Raw genomic sequence first — 16,817 nt, 5'->3', positions numbered from 1 at the left:
GCATCCGCTTCTAGATGGTCAGATGATGGCTTCGGCAGGAAGTGGCGGCCAATTGCCTGCGGCGGCCGGCGGCGCGTCCGGCGGGAAGGTGGGTGGCGTGCGCAGGTGCTGCGTTCGACCGGCCGTCCCATGAGGCGAACCAGGGCTGGGCGCGACCCAGCGGGACGGGGCAGGCGTACCCGCATCTGGTACAAGCTGGCCGTGATCGGGCTGGCTTTCACAGTGCCGCTCGCCGCCGCCACGTATCTGCTGCTGAATGCCAACAGCAAGCGCATCGAGTTCAGCGAGAACGAGTTGCGCGGCCTGGAATACCTGCGCCCGCTCGGTGCGCTGCTGCCCGACCTTGCCCTGCACCGCACCTATGGCCGCCAGGTCCTCGACGGGCAGCGCCCGGCCGGCGATCTGGAGGCCCGCAAGCAACGCGTCGACGAGGACTACGCGCAGCTGATCGACGTCGACGCCCGCCTCGGCAAGGATCTGCGCACCACCGGCACCGATCTGAACGCCAGCGCCCTGCCCGCCACCCAGGAGCGCAACTGGCGCACGTGGAACGGCACCCAGCCCGACAAGGCGGGCAACGACTCCGCGCACGCCCTGCTGATCTCGGACGTCCGCACCCTCATCGGTTACGTCGGCGCCACCTCCAACCTGGTGTCGGACCCCGAGCTGGCGACCTACCACCTGGCCGACGCGATGGTCGTGCGCGCGCCGGAGCTGGTCGACCGGGTCAGCCGGCTCGGTGACGACGTAGACGACGTCATCACCGCCAACAACATCTCCCTGTCCGACCGCACCCGCGTCGCGGGCGAGATCTCGCTGCTCGTGCAGCACGCGGACGCCCTGCAGGACGACCTGTTCACCACGTTCCGCGCGGGCAGCGGCAGCCCGGGCGCCCAGGCCCTGCGCGACGACCTCGGGCCGCGGCTGCGGCTGGCCTACATGGCCGTGACCAACCTCGGCACGATGACCACCCGCGACTTCGTCGACGCCGGCACGATCCAGCTCGACCGGGCCACCTACGCCCGCGCGGTGGACCGTGCGGTGAGCGCCCTGACCTCGTTGTGGGGCGCGCTGTTCCAGCAGGAAACGCTGATGCTGCAGCAGCGGCAGGCGAGTGATTCCCAGGACCGGACCATGGCACTGCTGGCGGTCCTCGCCGCTTTCGTGATCACCCTGCTGCTGACCGTCTGGCTGTCCCGGCGGATGAGCGCGGACGTCGGCGCGGTCGCCCGCGGCGCCAAGGAGCTGGCCGACGGGGATCTGACCAGGCGGGTCGACGACGTGCGCAGCCGCGACGAGATCGGCGACATGGCCGAGGCGTTCAACGGCATGGCGCAGCGCCTGCAGGAGATGGTCGAGGAGCAGCAGCGCTCCGAGGAGAAGCTGCGCGCCGAGCACGACTTCGTCGACGCGGTGCTCAACGTGGCCGGCAGCCTGATCATCGTGTTCGACCGGCGCGGGCACATCATCCGGTTCAACCGGACGTGTGAAATCACCACCGGGTACTCCGCGGAAGAGGTGACCGACCGGCCGTTCTGGGAACTGTTCCTGCCGCCGGAACAACACGCGCCCGCGGCTGAATTCTTCACCGACGTCTCCGACGACACATTTCCGCGCAACTTCGAGCACACCTGGATCCGGCGCGACGGCCGGGAATTGGTGGTCGCCTGGTCCAACGCGGCCCTGCACGACGAGAAGGGCGTGGTCTCGCACATCATCGCGACGGGTATCGACGTCACCGCCCGCCGCGCCGCCGAACGCGAGCTGCGTGAGGCGCAGGAACGGTTCCGCCAGGCGTTCGACAACGCCTCGATCGGGATGTGTCTGGTGGATCTGCAGATGCGGTTCATCCAGGTCAACCGGGCGCTGTGCGAGATGCTCGGCCGCAGCGAGCGGGAGCTGCTGACGCTGACGGTCAAGGACGTCAGCCACCCGGAGGACTACGGCGACAACGCGATGGGCGCGGAAGGGCTGCGCGCCGGCGGGATCGAGCCGTACCACGCGGAGAAGCGGTACTACCACAAGGACGGCCGGGTCGTCTGGGGCCTGATCACCGCGTGCGTGGTGCGTTCGGAGAACGACACGCCGCTGTACTTCGTGACGCAGATAGAGGATGTCACCGAGCGCCGGGAGGCCGAGGCCCGCCTGGTGCACCAGGCGTTGCACGACGCGCTCACCGGTCTGCCCAACCGGGCGCTGCTGATGGACCGGCTGCGGCAGGTGCTGGCGCGCTCCGAGCGGCACCCGTCGCTGACCGCGGTGGTGTTCATCGACCTCGACGGGTTCAAGGACATCAACGACAGCCTCGGCCACGACACCGGCGACCAGGTGCTTCGTGAGGTGGCCCAACGGATCGAGCACCACGTGCGGCCGTCGGACACCGTCGCCCGGCTCGGCGGTGACGAGTTCGTGGTGCTGTGCGGGGACCTGCGCGCCGAGCAGAACGTCGTGGAGATCTCTGAACGGCTGACCAAGGCGCTGGCCAAACCCGTGATCGTGGGCGGGTTCGACGTCGAGGTGACCGCGAGCATCGGCATCGCGCTGTCGGACGGCGAGACGACGCAGACGCCCGAGGAGATGCTGCGCAACGCCGACGCGGCCATGTACGGCGCCAAGAAGCAGGGCAAGAACCGGTGGGAGATCTACGACGAGTCGCGCCGGGCCCGCGCGGTGGACCGGGTCGCGATCGCCTCCTCGCTGCGCCAGGCGTTGCGTGACGAGAAGTTCGTGCTGCACTTCCAGCCGGTGATCGACATGGACTCCGGCGCGCCGGTGGCGGTGGAGTCGTTGGTGCGCATGGACGACCCGGCCCGCGGGTTGCTGCCGCCGGGCGCGTTCATCCAGGTCGCCGAGGACAGCGGGCTGATCGTGCCGATCGGCACCTACGTGCTGGAGCAGGCCTGCCGCCAGCTCGCCTCGTGGCGTGCGGAGGGCGCGGTGTCGCCGGACCTGCGCGCGGCGGTCAACCTGTCCGCACGCCAGGCCACGCAACCGGATCTGGCCGCCACCGTGGCGAGGGCGTTGGCGGAGGCCGGTTTGGAGCCGACGGCGCTGGCGCTGGAGCTGACCGAGACGGTCCTGATGGAGGCGGACAACTCGACCCTGCGGCAGCTGGAGGAGCTGCGGGAGATGGGTGTCGGGCTGGGCATCGACGACTTCGGCACCGGCTACTCGTCGCTGAGCTACCTCAAGCGCCTGCCGGTCAGCATCATCAAGGTGGACCGCTCCTTCGTGGCCGGGCTGGTCACCGACCCGTCCGACCGGGAGATCGTCACCGCGGTGATCCGGCTGGGCCAGGCGCTCGGGCTGACCACGATCGCCGAGGGCGTGGAGGACATCGCCCAGTTCACCATGCTGCGCGAGCTGGGCTGTGACCAGGCGCAGGGGTACCTGCTCGGCCGTCCGCAGGCCGGGCCGCCGGTCAACGGAGCCATCTCGTCGCTGCGCGCGGGCACGGGAGCGCTGGGATGACTGGCCTCACGCGCCGAAACCTGCTCCGGGTGAGCGCGTTGCTTGGCACCGGCAGCCTGCTCGGAGCCGGCAGCGCGCTGACCGCCTGCACCACCACCGAACCCGGGCGCCAGGCGCTGGACGCGGCTCTGAGGCCACGCCGGCGCGGGGGAGTGCTGCGGGTCGGCGTGACCGGCGGCAGCGCATCGGACACTGTGGACCCGCACCACCCGCCGACGTATCCCGACCAGGCGCGAGTGTCCAATCTGTACGAACCGCTGTTCGGCCGGGACGCCGCGTACAACATCGAACCCGTGCTGGCCGAGTCGATCGAGCCGAGCGAGCAGGGTCGCATGTGGACACTGCGGCTGCGTGACGGGGTCACTTTCCACAACGGCAAGAAGCTCGACGTCGACGACGTGATCTTCACGTTCCGGCGGATCTCCGAGCTGCCCGGCACCGGCGCGGCGGCACTGGGCATCGTGGACATGGCCAACCTGCGCAAGCTGGACGACCGGACTTTGCGGATCCCGCTGACCGTGCCGTACGCGTTGTTCCAGGACGACCTCGCGCAGTACTACATGGCCATCGTGCCAACGGGATTCGACCTCAAGGCGCCGGTCGGGACCGGGCCGTTCCGGTTCGGCACGTTCGAGCCGGGCCGGATGAGTTCCTTCCCCCGCAACGAACACTACTGGCGGCCCGGTGAGCCGTACGCCGACGAGCTGGTGATCATCGACTACCCCTCGGACGACGAACGCGTGCAGGCGTTGCTGGACGGGCATGTCGACGCGATCGACAACCTGCCGCCGTCGCAGATCAACACGGTCAAGGCGGCCGGGTCCACGGTGCTGATCTCCGAGACCGGCGGGTGGACGCCGTTCACCATGCGGGTGGACCGGCCGCCGTTCAACGATGTCCGGGTGCGCCAGGCGTTCCGGCTGATCGCCGACCGCGAGCAGCTGGTCAGCCAGGCGTTGTCCGGGCAGGGCCGGGTCGCCAACGACCTGTACTCGCCGTTCGACGTCGGCTACGCAAGCGAGTTCCCGCAACGCAAACAGGACCTCGCGCAGGCCCGCTCCCTGCTGCGGCAGGCGGGAAAGTCCGGCGTGCAGGTGGAACTGGTGACCTCCAGCGGGATCGGCGCGGGCGCGGTCGAGGCGGCCCAGCTGTTCGCCAAACAGGCCGAGGGCGCCGGGGTGAAGGTGCAAGTGCGCGTTGTGGACGGTGGGGTGTTCTACGGCAAGCAGTACCTGGACTGGGTCTTCGCCGTGGACTACTGGTTCACCCGCAGCTACCTGCCCCAGGTCGCGCAGGGCTCGTTGCCCAACGCGCCGTTCAACGAGTGCCATTGGGCCGACCAGAAGTTCATCTCGCTGGTCACCCAGGCACGCGGGGAGCTGGACCCGGCCCGGCGGACGGAGCTGCTCAAGGGCGCCCAGCGGATCGAGTACGACTCCGGCGGGTACATCATCTGGGGCTTCCGCAACCAGGTCGACGCGCACACCAGCAAGGTCACCGGGTTCGTGCCGGACCGCAACCTGCCGCTGTCGTCGTTCCAGTTCCGCTCGGTGTCGTTCGTCTGAAACATCCCTCGTCCGGGATCCCTCCCGAGAGGGAGGTCACCCGGGGTTGGCCTGGTTAGCGTGCGGGCATGCGAACGATCGACGAAGTCATGCCCGTGTACCACTTCCGCGAGCGGCACCGCCGCGAGATCCGCGACACCACTGCGGAAGCGGTGTGGCAGGCGCTGCATTCGGTGACGCTGAACGATCTCGCGCTGACCCGGATGCTGGTGGCGGTGCGCGGCCTGAAAGGAGACCGGTCGAAGCCGATGTTCGACGGCGGCCCGATCAAGCTGCTGGAACAGGACGAACCCTTGTACGCCATCGGCGCGGGGATCTCCCGCGCCTGGCAACCACGTCCGTCCAAGCTGGAGGTGTCTACTGTGGACGAATTCACCTCGTTCCGGGAACCGGGCTGGACCAAGTACCTGACCGACTTCCGGGTCGAACCCGCGGGTGACGGCGTGGTGCTGTCCACCGAGACTCGCGGCTACTCGACCGATACCCGTTCGCGGCTGCTGTTCGGCTGCTACTGGGCGGTGATCCGGCCGGGCAGCGGGCTGGTCCGGCGGGACGTGCTGGCCGCGGTCGCCCGGCTCACTGCCAGACACCGAGCAGCACGGCCATGAACGCGATCTTGATCAGCCAGTCGCCGCCGTGGATCACCGCCAGCTTGGCGCGGACGTTGTCCCAGATGACCGAGCCGGACAGCAGCACGGCCGGGAACCCGAGCCACGCCAGCCCGGCCAGGGCGAGGCCGCCGCCGGCGGTTGTGATGCCCTGCTCGTGCACGAACCAGGCGATCACGCCGGCCAGGACCGCGTTGCGCAGCAGTTCGACCAGCATCTTCCACGGCTCGGGGCGCTCGTCCGGCCCGGTGCCGAGGATCTCCGCCCGCGCCTTGCCGGTGATCATGTAGTAGACCGTGCTGAGCACGAAGGCGCCGATGACGACGGTGACGATGGCGATGATGTTCACTGCTGTCCTCCTCGTGAGCTGTTCTCACGGGGGACGTAGAAGCTCCGGGCCGGTCCTCGACACGACCTGGTTGTGACCGTGGTCACATCGATGCTCGTCGCCGAGGCGGGCGTGCAGCCGGGCGATCTCGGCGCGTAAGAGGGTCATCTCGTCGCGCAGGATGTCGGTCTCCTGCTGGATGCTCTCCTCGATGGTGTCCTCAGTGGACATCCGGATGCGCTCCAGGAACCAGGACGCGATCATACCGGTGATCACACCCAGCAGTGCGATCCCGCCGACCATCAGGCTGGCCGCGACCAGCCGGCCGCCCCACGTGTGCGGGTACAAGTCGCCGTAGCCGACCGTGGAGATCGTCGTCAGCGTCCACCACAGCGCCTGCGGGAACGTCTGGATCCCGCTCTCCGGGTCCCCGCGTTCGGCATCCAGCACGGCCAGCGCGGAGGAGAAGCAGATCAGCGCGGTGATCGTGGCGACGTAGATCCCGACGCGGCCGCGCATCGCCGAGGACGCGCGCCGGTTGAGCACCCTGATCACCGTCACCAGCCGCAGCACCCGCAGTTCCCGCACCATCGGCAGGGCGACCGCGAGCAGGTCGAACAGGTGCTTGTAGAAGAACCGCCCCTTGTGCCGGGCCAGCGACAGCCGGATCAGGTAGTCCGCCGCGAACACCACCCACGTGCTCCACAGCACGAACTCCAGCGTCAAGTGCAGCTCCGGCGAGGCGTCGGTCTTCAGCACCTGCCAGGCATACGCACCGAGAAACACCGCGGCGAGGCCCGTCAACGGCCACTCCGTCCGCCGCTCCCACATGGCCAGCCGCCATTCCGGGTCAGTCTTCATCACGCGCAGATTCTTGCTCACTACCTTCAGGACTATCTACGCAGTTTATTCCGCGTGTGACGGAAAAGCGTGAAAGTAGCTCAGACGAACTCGGGTTCTCCAGGGACCTCGGTGAGCTGGAACCAGAGGAACGCGTGTCCAGGCAGAGTGAGCATGTACGGCAGCTCGCCGATCAACGGGAACCGTCCGCCGCCGGTCAGCTCGACGGGGATGCGGCCGTCGAAACCGGACAGATCCAGCTCGACCGGTTGCGGGAACCGGGACATGTTGTTCACGCAGACGATCAAGTCCTCTTCGGACTCCTGGTCCGGATCCGCGGGCAGGTAGCGCAGATAGGCGAGGACACTCGGGTTCGACGACCCCAGTTCCTGGAAGTGGCCGAGCCCGAACGCGGGGTGCTGCTTGCGCACTTCGAGCATCCGCCGCGTCCAAAGCAGGAGGGACGAGGTTTGGTTCAGCTGCGACTCGACGTTGACGGCTTGGTATCCGTACACCGCGTCGGCCACGACCGGCAGGTAGAGCCGGCCGGGGGTGCACTGGGAGAAGCCGCCGTTGCGGTCGGGTGTCCACTGCATCGGCGTGCGTACCCCGTTGCGGCCGCCGAGGTAGATGTTGTCGCCCATCCCGATCTCGTCGCCGTAGTACAGCACCGGCGAGCCGGGCAGACTGAGCAGGATCGCGGTGAGCAGTTGCAGCTGGTTGCGGTCGTTGTCCAGCAGCGGCGCCAGGCGACGGCGGATACCGATGTTCGCCATCATCTGCGGGTCCCGGGCGTATTCCGCGTACATGTAGTCGCGCTCTTCGCTGCTCATCAGCTCGAGGGCCAACTCGTCGCGGTTGCGCAGGAAGATCGCCCACTGGCACCGGGACGGCACTTCAGGCGTCTGCGCGAGGATTTCCGAGATCGGGAACCGGGACTCGCGGCGTACGGCCATGAAGATGCGGGGCATCAACGGGTAGTGGAACGCCATGTGGCACTCGTCGCCGCCGGAGGCCGGGTCGCCGAAGTAGTCCGCGACGTCCGACGGCCACTGGTTGGCCTCCGCCAGCAGCACGCGGTCCTCGTACTCGTCGTCGACGACTTTGCGACAGCGCTTGAGGAACTCGTGGGTGCGTGGCAGGTCCTCACAGGTGGTGCCCTCCTCCTCGAACAGGTAGGGCACGGCGTCCAGGCGGAACCCGTCGATGCCCAGGTCCAGCCAGAACCGCAGCACCTCCAGCATCGCCTCCTGGACCTGGGGGTTGTCGTAGTTGAGGTCGGGCTGGTGGGAGTGGAAGCGGTGCCAGTAGAACTGGCCGCGGACCGGGTCGTAGGTCCAGTTCGACGTCTCGGTGTCGGCGTGGACGATCCTGGCCTCGGAGTAGCGCCGGTCGTCGTCGCTCCAGACGTAGAAGTCGCCGTACGGGCCGGATGGGTCGCTGCGGGAGGCCTGGAACCAGGGATGGGCGTCGCTGGTGTGGTTGAGCACCAGGTCGGAGATGACCCGGATGCCGCGGCGGTGCGCCTCGTTCAGCAGATGGACGAGGTCGTCGATCTCACCGAACACGGGCAGGATCGCCCGGAAGTCGCTGATGTCGTAGCCGTTGTCGCGCAACGGTGAGGCATAGAAGGGCGGCAGCCACACGCAGTCGATGCCCAGCCAGCTGAGGTAGTCCATCTTGGCGGCGAGCCCGCGCAGCTCACCCGTGCCATCCCCGTTCAGGTCGGTGAAGGCCTGGATCAGCACCTCGTAGAAGACCGCTGTCTTGTACCAGGCCCGGACGACAGGCGTGCTGGGAAGCTGGAACCGCCGCCGCTGCGGGACGGTCTTGCGCAGAGCGGCGTTCCGGCTGAACGCGTACTTGTCCGCGGTGCCGGTGTTGCGTTGGTTGGGTTCGGGAAGTTCCTTCTGCCTCAACCGCTGGCGCAGGTACATGTAGATCAGGTCCAGCGGCAGGCGTTCCGGCGCATCCGGAATTCCGTCCCGCACAAGGCGGACGAACTCGTTGGTGAAAGAAGTGGCGTGATCCCGCTGCTGCTCCAGGGGCACCACGTGCGCGGCGCGATCGCTCGCCGTGAGCGTGTACACGCCTTGCGTATCGGTCAGGTCGGCCACGTCGTCGCCCAGTGCCTCGATTGCGCGTCCGGAGTAGCAGCAGTCGAGGATCACGATCTTCGTGCGGGCGGGACTGTCCATCAGGATGCCGCGGACACGTTCGTACTCCACCCCGGTGTAGTCGGGGTCCGTGGTCAGGGTGGTGGAGATCGTGAGACACAGTTCGCCCCGCGGCAACAGGACTCCGTGCCCGACGAAATAGATCAGGAGAACGTCGTCGGTGGCCCGGGCGTGGTTGCGCAGCTCCAGCAACAGTTCGCGGACGTCCGACGGATCCTTCACCATCGTGACCCGGTCCGGCGGCCACTCACAGAGTGCCTGGTCCACCAGCAGGTCTCGCATCGATTCGAGACTGTTCTCGGCGGCGGGCAGCGAACGGAACGACTCGTCCTCGTAACGGGAGGTGCCGATCAGGATGGCGCGGGACCGCGAGAAGTCGACCTTGTCACTCATCGTTCTCGGTCAGCGCCTGATCCAGGAGGGGCAGCACGTCGTGGGCGTCGATGTTGCTGGCGGTGAGGTCGATCGTTTTCGTGGGCGTCTTCACCTTCAGCGTGATGGTCGGGCGCCGGGTGCGGATCCACGCGGTCAGGGACTGGGCCAGCACCACGCCCGCACCGCCGGATCCCAGGGCCACCATCAGCACGTCCGCTACGCCGCCCAGATCGGTTTCGCCGGGTTCGCTGCGCACCTCTCGGACGGCTCCGACCAGTTCCCGCTGGGTGCGGAGCCAGTTCCAGAGGTCGGCGAACTCCTGCACCTCGTCGCCGCCGTCGACCGAAATCAGAACGTCCATCGTCACCTCGACCTCGGATGAGCCCCTATGCGGCAACAGTCGGCACCTGCCTGGTCCTCGTTACGTCAGCCCACGGCCTTGACGGAGAACTTCGTGATCGTGCCGTCGGTGACGATGTAGGTGCCGTGGAACTTCTTCTGGGTGCCGTTGGTTTCGAACGCGGTGAGGTCGGCGGTCACCGTCGTTCCCTGAACGGACACGACGGTGAGCACATCGTGGTCGGTCGTGGCGAACCCGGCCGCGAACTTGTCATAGGGATGTCCGACGTTCTTGCCGCCGAGTTCCCAGGCTCGTTTGTAGTCCTTCGAGTTGATCGCGTCGAAGTAGGCCTGCACCACCGTGCCCGGGTCGCCGCCCGGTGCGGCGTCCACCGACGACGGGGTCTCCTCGGTCGTAGCGCTGGTGGTCGACGGACTCTGGCTGGTCGGCGGTGGTGGCGCGGACCCGGTTTTCTGGATCGACGGGATCCGCGGCGCCGCGATGGGCACACCTGTGACAACGGTCGGCGCGCCACAGCCCGCGACCACCGCCGCGACCAGCCCGACCCACCAGACCCGTTTCACAAGCCCCCATCTCCTCCGGTGCGTCCACCAGTACAACAAGACACTCCACGCGAGACAACACCGACTGGGACGTTCCACCCCTCCGGCGGGTTGCCCGAATAAGCTGCCCGGGACGAATGGGGAGGTCGACGCTTGGGCACGCCCTTTTCCGACCCGCGAGCGGCGTTGGTGCTGGCCACCGGCCTGTACACGGACACCCGGCTGGCCAGGCTGCGGGCTCCCGCGCAGGACGCCACGGGCATGCGCGAAGTCCTCGCCGACCCGCACATCGGCGGGTTCCAGGTGACAACCGTGACCGACCGCCCCGAACACGAGGTCCGCCGGTCCGTCCATGCCTTCCTGCTGGCCCGCAACCCCGCGGACCTGGTCGTCCTGTACCTGTCCTGCCACGGTCTGCTCGACACCCGGGGCCAGCTCTACTTCGCGGCGGCCGACACCGACCGGGACCAGCTCGCGTCCACCGCGATGTCGGCCGAGTGGCTGCTCGAACGCCTGGACGAGTGCCGGGCGCGCCGCCAGGTGGTGATCCTCGACTGCTGCTTCAGCGGCGCCTTCTCCCGCAATGCGAAGGGCGACACCGACATCGACCTGGACCGGCGGCTCGCCGGTGGCCGGGGCCGGGTCATCCTCACCGCGTCCAGGGCGACGGAGTACTCGTTCGAAGGCGAGGCCCTGCACGAAGGCGGGTCGGTGTTCACCGAGGCCCTGGTCGACGGTCTCCGCACCGGCAAAGCCGACCGCGAGGGCAAGGGGCACATCACCGTCGAGGACGCCTACCAGTACGCCGCCGCCCGCACCGAGAACCAGACCCCACAACGCTGGCTCTACGGCGGCGAAGGCGAGATAGTTCTGGCCCGCACCCCACCGGTCGGCGAGCCTGGAACGCCGTCGATCAGCCGGGTGCGGGCGGCACTCGCGGAGTTGGGGCAGCTGGGCCCCGACGACCTGACCCGGCTCAGGGCGATCGTCGAGAAGCTGAGCGAACGTGGTCCAACAGCCGCGAGCACACACAGCCGTAGGGCAGACGGCACGACCGCAGCGGCGCGCTCAGGGATTCTCCTGGTGTACCTGCTCGTGGATGTGTCCGTTTCGGACGAACAGCGGGTCCGCGAGCTGGACGATCTCGTGAACGATCTGCGTGCCCAGGTGCTCAAGTACTCGCCGAGCGTGCGGTGTGGTGTGATCGCGTTCGCAGGAGAAGCCCACCTGGCCGCGTCGGCCCTCGATGTCACCGCACCGCGGTTCAGCCACCACCCGGTTTCCTCGCGAAGGTCGTACACCGCCGCCTTCACACTGCTGGACAAGCAGTCCATAGTGGACATCGCAGCACTCAGCGCCAGGGGGCAGTTCGTCGCGCGCATGCTCATCGCGGTCATCGCAAACGGCGACCCGACCGATGGTCCACCGGGCTGGCAACGTACCTACGCGAAACTGATCCGCAAGTCGCCAGTCGAGATCACGGTGCTGTGCGTCGCCGCCGGGCCGGACCCTGATTCGGATTTCATCCGTGACTTGGTGGAACACCCGGGTATCAGCAAGTCCAGCCAGGCCGTCAAGACCGAACTGGGCCCGGATCTGCGCGCGTTCATCGCGTCCTTCATCGCCAACCGGAGCTAGAGGAGGCCGGTGTCGCGGGCTTTGGTCACCGCTTCCGTGCGGGTGGCCGCGCCGAGTTTGGTGAGGATGCGGGCGACGTGGGTGGCGACGGTGTTGGGGCTGATGAACAGTTCGGTGGCGATGTTGGGGTTGCTGTGGCCGCGGGCGAGGACGCGCAGGACGTCGAGTTCGCGCGCGGTGAGGCCGAAGTCGTTGCGTTCCTTCACTTCTGGGGTGAGGCCGCTGCGGGCGATGAGGTCGTCGATGTGGGCCAGCAGGGGAGTGGCGCCCAGCTCTGAAGCCAGGGTGTGCGCCTGGTGGAGGCGGGTGGTGGCGCCGGGACGGTTGTTGGTGGACAGGGCGGTGGTGGCGGCGTCGACCAGGCACTGGGCGGTCTCGTAGGGGCGGTTTAGCGCACGCCACGCGGCGACCGCTGAGTCCCATGTGGACAGTGTGCCGGTGGTTGTCAACGCATCGAAGGTGAGCCGGTATGCCGAGTGCAGCGGGCTCGCGGGGCCCGGGAACAGCGCGGTGAGCGCGGAGAGCCGGTCGGAGATCGAAGCCGCGAGACGGCGGTTGCGTGGTGCCGCTGCGCGTCTGGCTTGTTGGACGCGGGCGCCGAGCACCAGCGACCGCAGGCGTTCGGACTCCGGCCAGTTCTCGTCCAGGCACGAACCCAGGATCTGGTCGGCCACCTCGGGTGTGCCCTGGTCAAGGGCCCAGTCGATGCGATGGAGCACCGTCTCGGCCCGCACGTCGACGGCTCCGGGGCTGTGCTGCAGGTACTCGGTCAGCTGACGCATCAACACGTCGAACCGCGTGGCGTCACCCTGGCGGCGCACGATCTCCGCCGCGACCGCCCGCAGGTAGGCGCCGTACAGCGGGGGCGGCTGGTCGGCCAGGGCATCGTCGACCAGCCGCAACGCCTCGTCCCATCGCCCCAGCTCGCGCAGCAGGTAAGCCGCGGCGGCAGCCAGCATGGAGCCCCGCGACCGTCCCATGCCGAGCCGTTCGGCCGCCAGCCGCCCCTCCCGCGCCAGCCGCAGGGCCTCCTCGGTCTGTCCCATCCGATCTACGGCGTCCGCCTCCCACTGGAACGTCAGAAGGTGGATCTGCTCGTCGTCGGCCAGGCGCCGGGCCAGGGCGAACTCCGCACGGGCCTTGGCGAACTCCCCGGTCATCCCCCGGACCGCCGCGGAGACAAGCAATGCCCGTGCCCGCAGGCCATCCGAGCAAGCCAGCTCAACCGCTTCGGCCGCGCACCGCCCCGCATCGGGCAGCCGGTAGGCGGCGACGTGGATGAACCCGAGCGCGGACAGCAGCCAGCTGCGCACCTCCGCCGAACGGGCCAGCTCGAGCGCGTGCGCCAAGTCGGGGAGGCCACCACCGTTCACCCGGTTGCTCTGCAGGCCGCGCTGCCCCAGGAGCCGGGCCACCCGATCTGGGTGAACCTCCGCGGAGAGTTCGCCCAATGCGGCGGTGCTGTGCTCGATCCCGGTCACCGACCGTCCGGCCGCGAACGCCGCGGCGGCGGCCTGTTCCAGCACCTCGACCCGGTCCACCGGAAGAACGCCGGGCTGCCAGTGCGCGAGGATCAGCTCAAGCAGGTGCACCTGTGAGTCGTACGCGTTCCGCCGGGCGGCGTCGGCAGCGGCCCGCCACGCGGCAGGCAGAGCACGGGAGAACTCCCCAGCCGTGGTCCAATGCCGAGCTGCGGCACCATCTTCCGACACGGCGGCACACCGCGCGTGCAAGTCCCGGCGCTGCGCGGGCAACAACGACGAGTACACAGCCTCGCCGATCAAACTGTGCCTGATCGTGTACCCCGTCGAACTGGCCGTCACCAAATCGCGCGAGACCAGCTCGGCAACCCCGGACAGCCCGCAGACCGTGTCCAAGGACGATTCATCCAGCTCCGCACCGGCGACGGCCAAAGCCGACAACACCGACCGGGCGTCCGCGGACAGCGACGTGATCCGAGCGAGCAACAAGCTTTGCAGGTCACCGGAATCCTCACCGGCCGTGCTCAGCGCCTCGACGAACAAAGGGTTTCCGCCGCTGCGCTGATGGATGCGCTGCCCCCGGGCCCGGTCCGCCGCGCCCTCGATGCCCGCGAGCAGCGAGAAGACCTCGTCGGACGACAACGGCCCCAGCTCGACCCGGGTCACCTCGGCCCGCCGCCCGAGCTCGGCCAGCAACAGCCGGTTCGGGTGTTCGGCGGCCAGCTCACCGGTCCGCACGGTCCCGATCAGGAAGACCGCGCCCGTGAGGTTGCGCGCCAGGTAGGCGAACAGTTCCCGGCTGGCGGCGTCCGCCCAGTGCAGGTCCTCCACGACCAGCACGACCGGCTCGGGCAGGTTCGTGACCAGGTCGAGCATCTCCACGAGCAACCGGGTCCGCGAGTACCCGGCGAGCACCGGCCCGAGCCCGGGAACCCAGTCGGCCAGCGCGCTGCCGTCCGGCGGCAGCAGCGAGATCACCCGATCGCGGCCCAGTTGACGCACAAGGTCGCGCAGGACGGACACGAACGGTAAGTAGGGCGCGCCCTCGGCGCCCAGCTCAAGGCACCCGCCGGACAGGACCAGGGGAGCGCCGGGCAGCGACGCCGTCACAGTGCTCACGAGCCGCGACTTGCCGATCCCGGCCTCACCGGAGATCAGCACGACCCCAGGAGCACGCGAGTAGGCCGCACGGACCGCGGCGACCTCGTCGGCGCGGCCCACCCATGGGCCCTGCATCCCCAGCGTGACCTCCCAGCCGGACGCGAAGTCATCAGGTCTGATGACGACAGCCTGCCACCTCGCGGATAAAGCTATGCCATCACGACCGAGACCCGAAAGGACCGTGAAATGCGCAAACTGGTCGCGAACCTCGCCCTCTCGCTGGACGGGCGGATCGCCGGCCCGGCCGGTGAGTACGACATGAGCTGGATCGTCCCGCACGCGATCACCGACGGCGCTCGCACGCACATGGTCGCGGTCACCTCGCCGGCCACGACCGCCCTGCTCGGCCGCAAGAACTACCAGGGGTTCGGCGGGTTCTGGCCGGCGATCGCGGACGACGAGAACGCCGACCCCAAGGACCGGACGTTCTCCCGCTGGCTCAACGAGGTGGACAAGGTGGTCTTCACCAGCACGTTGACCGAGGTCGAGTGGGCGAACGCGCGGCTGGCCGACGGAGACCCGGCGACCGTGGTCAAGCAGCTGCGGGAGCAGGGCGGCGGCGACATCATCGTGCTGGCCAGCATGAGCGTCATCCGGCAGCTGCTTGCCGCGGGGGAGGTGGACCGGCTGAGCATCACGCTGTGCCCGGAGGTGATCGGCGGCGGCGCCAGGATCTTCGAGGACGGCCTGCCGGGCGCGTCCTGGGCGCTGACCTCCTCGACGACGACCGAGAGCGGTGCTCTCTGCCTGCTGTACGACAAGAAGGAGATCGGCAAGTGAGCCTGATCGCCTGCAACATCATGTCCCTGGACGGGTTCTACGCCGCTACCGACGGGAACCCGCTGGTCCTGCCGATGGACACGGCGTTCGACGCCTACAACCTGGAGCGTCTGCGCGCCGCGGACAGCCTGCTGCTCGGGGCGAACTCGTACCGGATGTTCATGGGCTTCTGGCCCCTCCAGGCGACCAACCCGGCGGCGAGCAGCGTGCACCGCGAGTTCGGCAAGATCTACGGCCGCATCCCGGTCACCGTCGTGTCCGACTCGCTGACCAGCGACGATGTCACGCCGGAGACCACGATCGTGCGCCGGGCCGACGCCGGGACCCGGGTCAAGGAACTCGGCGGGAACGTGATCACGTTCGGTAGCCGGGTCACCTGGAACGCCCTGCTCGCGGCCGGGTTGGTGGACGAGGTTCACCTCATCGTGGGAGCCACCGCCCTCGGCGAGGGCGTGCCGGTCTTCACCGGACCGGTGGACGGGCTCGCCCTGATCGAGACCCGCAGGCTGGACGGGTCGGACAACGTCCTGCTCCGCTACCGCGCGAGCTGACCGGCGACCTCGGCGGGGGACGGCATCGCGGCGATCTCACGGGCGACGGCCTGAGCCGCATCGCGATGCTCCCCCAGGCGCCGGACCTGCGAGGCGATGGCGTCTGCGCTCACCTGCTGGGGGTTGAGCGTCAGGCCCGCGCCCGCTGAGGTGACCGCGTCGGCATTGGCGAACTGGTCGGCGCCCTGCGGCAAGATGAGCTGCGGGGCGCCGACCGTCAACGCGCCCAACGTCGTGCCACTCCCACCGTGGTGAACCACGAGGTCGACGTGCGGCAGCAATTGCGCCTGTGGCACCCAGGCCCGCACAGTCACGTTGTCCGGCACGTCGCCGAGCTCCTCCGGCCGGACCCGCCCCGAAGCCACAACGATCTGCGCGTCCATTGTGGCCAGGCCTGTGATGATGGTCGTGAGCAGGTCAGCGGTGCCGAACGCGGTTCCGAGGGTGGCGTAGACGACCCGGCCGGTCACCGGCACCGGCCCCGGCGGCGAGAACGGCACCGGCCGCAGCAGGATGCGTTCCTCGGTGAAGTCCTTGTCCTGCAACGAAGGCGGGCAGATATCGACGTGCAGCCGGCCACTGCCGAGCGGCCGCACCAGGCCGATGCCGTCCGGGAACAGCCGGCCGAACCCGTGCCAGATCCCGGGAATCCCGGCCCGTTCGGCGGCCTCCGCGGCGCCGGGCACGCCCACCCGTGGACGACCAGGTCCGGCCGCAGCCGGTCCAGTTCGGGCGCCAGGTCCTCGGCGTAGATCTCGTAGAACGCGTCCGCGGGCCGCAACGGCCGCAACCCGTTGGCCGCCAACGGCGCGTGCACCTCCTCCCCGGCCGCGAAGTGCACCTCGTGCCCGGCTTCCCGCAGCGCGATGGCCAGCGGGACCATCGGGTAGGTGTGGCCGGCGGAGGCCAGGCCGGCAAATAGCACGCGCATGGCGGCGA

The 16,817-nt window shown here is 68.8% G+C and carries 11 protein-coding genes and 3 pseudogenes; 6 read left to right on the top strand and 8 right to left on the bottom strand.

What is annotated here, in order from left to right; genetic code table 11:
* Positions 1-201 precede the first annotated feature (201 nt).
* The 3 genes from AB0J95_RS18845 to AB0J95_RS18835 all read left to right on the top strand — a co-directional run bounded on the left by AB0J95_RS18845 (position 202) and on the right by AB0J95_RS18835 (position 5,644).
* A complete protein-coding gene (locus tag AB0J95_RS18845; protein WP_364758737.1) occupies positions 202-3,471 on the top strand; it encodes an EAL domain-containing protein in 3,270 nt (1,089 codons plus the stop codon).
* Positions 3,472-3,500: 29 nt separating this feature from the next.
* A complete protein-coding gene (locus AB0J95_RS18840; RefSeq protein WP_364758734.1) occupies positions 3,501-5,036 on the top strand; it encodes an ABC transporter substrate-binding protein in 1,536 nt (511 codons plus the stop codon).
* 68 nt (positions 5,037-5,104) lie between these two features.
* Positions 5,105-5,644, top strand: coding sequence for a hypothetical protein (locus tag AB0J95_RS18835; protein ID WP_364758731.1), 540 nt, complete (start codon positions 5,105-5,107; stop codon positions 5,642-5,644).
* Here AB0J95_RS18835 and AB0J95_RS18830 read toward each other — a convergent pair.
* The 6 genes and pseudogenes from AB0J95_RS18830 to AB0J95_RS18805 all read right to left on the bottom strand — a co-directional run bounded on the left by AB0J95_RS18830 (position 5,613) and on the right by AB0J95_RS18805 (position 10,288).
* The gene (locus tag AB0J95_RS18830) at positions 5,613-5,993 is read right to left on the bottom strand and encodes a DUF1761 domain-containing protein (RefSeq protein ID WP_364758729.1); all 381 of its coding nucleotides are present in this window, start codon (positions 5,991-5,993) and stop codon (positions 5,613-5,615) included. The genes AB0J95_RS18835 and AB0J95_RS18830 overlap by 32 nt on opposite strands.
* Before the next feature lie 24 nt (positions 5,994-6,017).
* Positions 6,018-6,833, bottom strand: a complete 816-nt coding sequence (locus AB0J95_RS18825) for an ion channel (RefSeq protein ID WP_364758827.1) — start codon at positions 6,831-6,833, stop codon at positions 6,018-6,020.
* Between the two features lie 80 nt (positions 6,834-6,913).
* Positions 6,914-8,587 (bottom strand): annotated as a pseudogene (gene treS, locus AB0J95_RS18820) (maltose alpha-D-glucosyltransferase); the annotation flags it as partial.
* Positions 8,588-8,926: 339 nt separating this feature from the next.
* Positions 8,927-9,382 (bottom strand): annotated as a pseudogene (locus AB0J95_RS18815) (caspase family protein); the annotation flags it as partial.
* The gene (locus AB0J95_RS18810) at positions 9,375-9,725 is read right to left on the bottom strand and encodes a hypothetical protein (protein ID WP_364758726.1); all 351 of its coding nucleotides are present in this window, start codon (positions 9,723-9,725) and stop codon (positions 9,375-9,377) included. The pseudogene AB0J95_RS18815 and the gene AB0J95_RS18810, both read right to left, overlap by 8 nt.
* A gap of 65 nt (positions 9,726-9,790) precedes the next feature.
* Positions 9,791-10,288 (bottom strand): hypothetical protein, encoded by a 498-nt coding sequence (locus AB0J95_RS18805; RefSeq protein ID WP_364758723.1) that lies wholly within the window; start codon positions 10,286-10,288, stop codon positions 9,791-9,793.
* Positions 10,289-10,420: 132 nt separating this feature from the next.
* Between AB0J95_RS18805 and AB0J95_RS18800 the strand changes: the two genes are divergently transcribed.
* The gene (locus AB0J95_RS18800; protein ID WP_364758720.1) at positions 10,421-11,905 is read left to right on the top strand and encodes a caspase family protein; all 1,485 of its coding nucleotides are present in this window, start codon (positions 10,421-10,423) and stop codon (positions 11,903-11,905) included.
* On the opposite strand, the gene AB0J95_RS18795 is transcribed toward AB0J95_RS18800, so the two are convergent.
* Positions 11,902-14,622 carry an AAA family ATPase gene (locus AB0J95_RS18795; protein ID WP_364758717.1) on the bottom strand — a complete coding sequence of 907 codons (2,721 nt, stop codon included), beginning with the start codon at positions 14,620-14,622 and terminating at the stop codon, positions 11,902-11,904. The two genes, AB0J95_RS18800 and AB0J95_RS18795, sit on opposite strands and share 4 nt — an antisense overlap.
* A 111-nt stretch (positions 14,623-14,733) precedes the next feature.
* Between AB0J95_RS18795 and AB0J95_RS18790 the strand changes: the two genes are divergently transcribed.
* Both AB0J95_RS18790 and AB0J95_RS18785 read left to right on the top strand, forming a co-directional pair.
* Entirely contained in the window at positions 14,734-15,327 is a 594-nt protein-coding gene (locus AB0J95_RS18790) for a dihydrofolate reductase family protein (protein ID WP_364758714.1), read from the top strand.
* Positions 15,324-15,878, top strand: a complete 555-nt coding sequence (locus tag AB0J95_RS18785; RefSeq protein ID WP_364758712.1) for a dihydrofolate reductase family protein — start codon at positions 15,324-15,326, stop codon at positions 15,876-15,878. The genes AB0J95_RS18790 and AB0J95_RS18785 overlap by 4 nt, the downstream gene beginning before the upstream one ends.
* On the opposite strand, the pseudogene AB0J95_RS18780 reads toward AB0J95_RS18785, so the two are convergent.
* Positions 15,863-16,809: pseudogene (locus tag AB0J95_RS18780) on the bottom strand (nucleotide disphospho-sugar-binding domain-containing protein). The gene AB0J95_RS18785 and the pseudogene AB0J95_RS18780 overlap by 16 nt on opposite strands.
* Positions 16,810-16,817 lie beyond the last annotated feature (8 nt).

The sequence above is a fragment of the Actinocrispum sp. NPDC049592 genome, from assembly GCF_040675465.1.
Classification (GTDB): domain Bacteria; phylum Actinomycetota; class Actinomycetes; order Mycobacteriales; family Pseudonocardiaceae; genus Kibdelosporangium.
Note: the sequence above shows the minus strand (reverse complement) of the source record. Positions and strands in the feature narration are given on the sequence as shown.

Coding starts and splice junctions, on each gene's coding strand:
- AB0J95_RS18790 (WP_364758714.1), top strand. CDS start 14,734: ATGCGCAAACTGGTCGCGAACCTCGCCCTCTCGCTGGACGGGCGGATC.
- AB0J95_RS18795 (WP_364758717.1), bottom strand. CDS start 14,622: ATGCAGGGCCCATGGGTGGGCCGCGCCGACGAGGTCGCCGCGGTCCGT.
- AB0J95_RS18825 (WP_364758827.1), bottom strand. CDS start 6,833: ATGAAGACTGACCCGGAATGGCGGCTGGCCATGTGGGAGCGGCGGACG.
- AB0J95_RS18810 (WP_364758726.1), bottom strand. CDS start 9,725: ATGGACGTTCTGATTTCGGTCGACGGCGGCGACGAGGTGCAGGAGTTC.
- AB0J95_RS18835 (WP_364758731.1), top strand. CDS start 5,105: ATGCGAACGATCGACGAAGTCATGCCCGTGTACCACTTCCGCGAGCGG.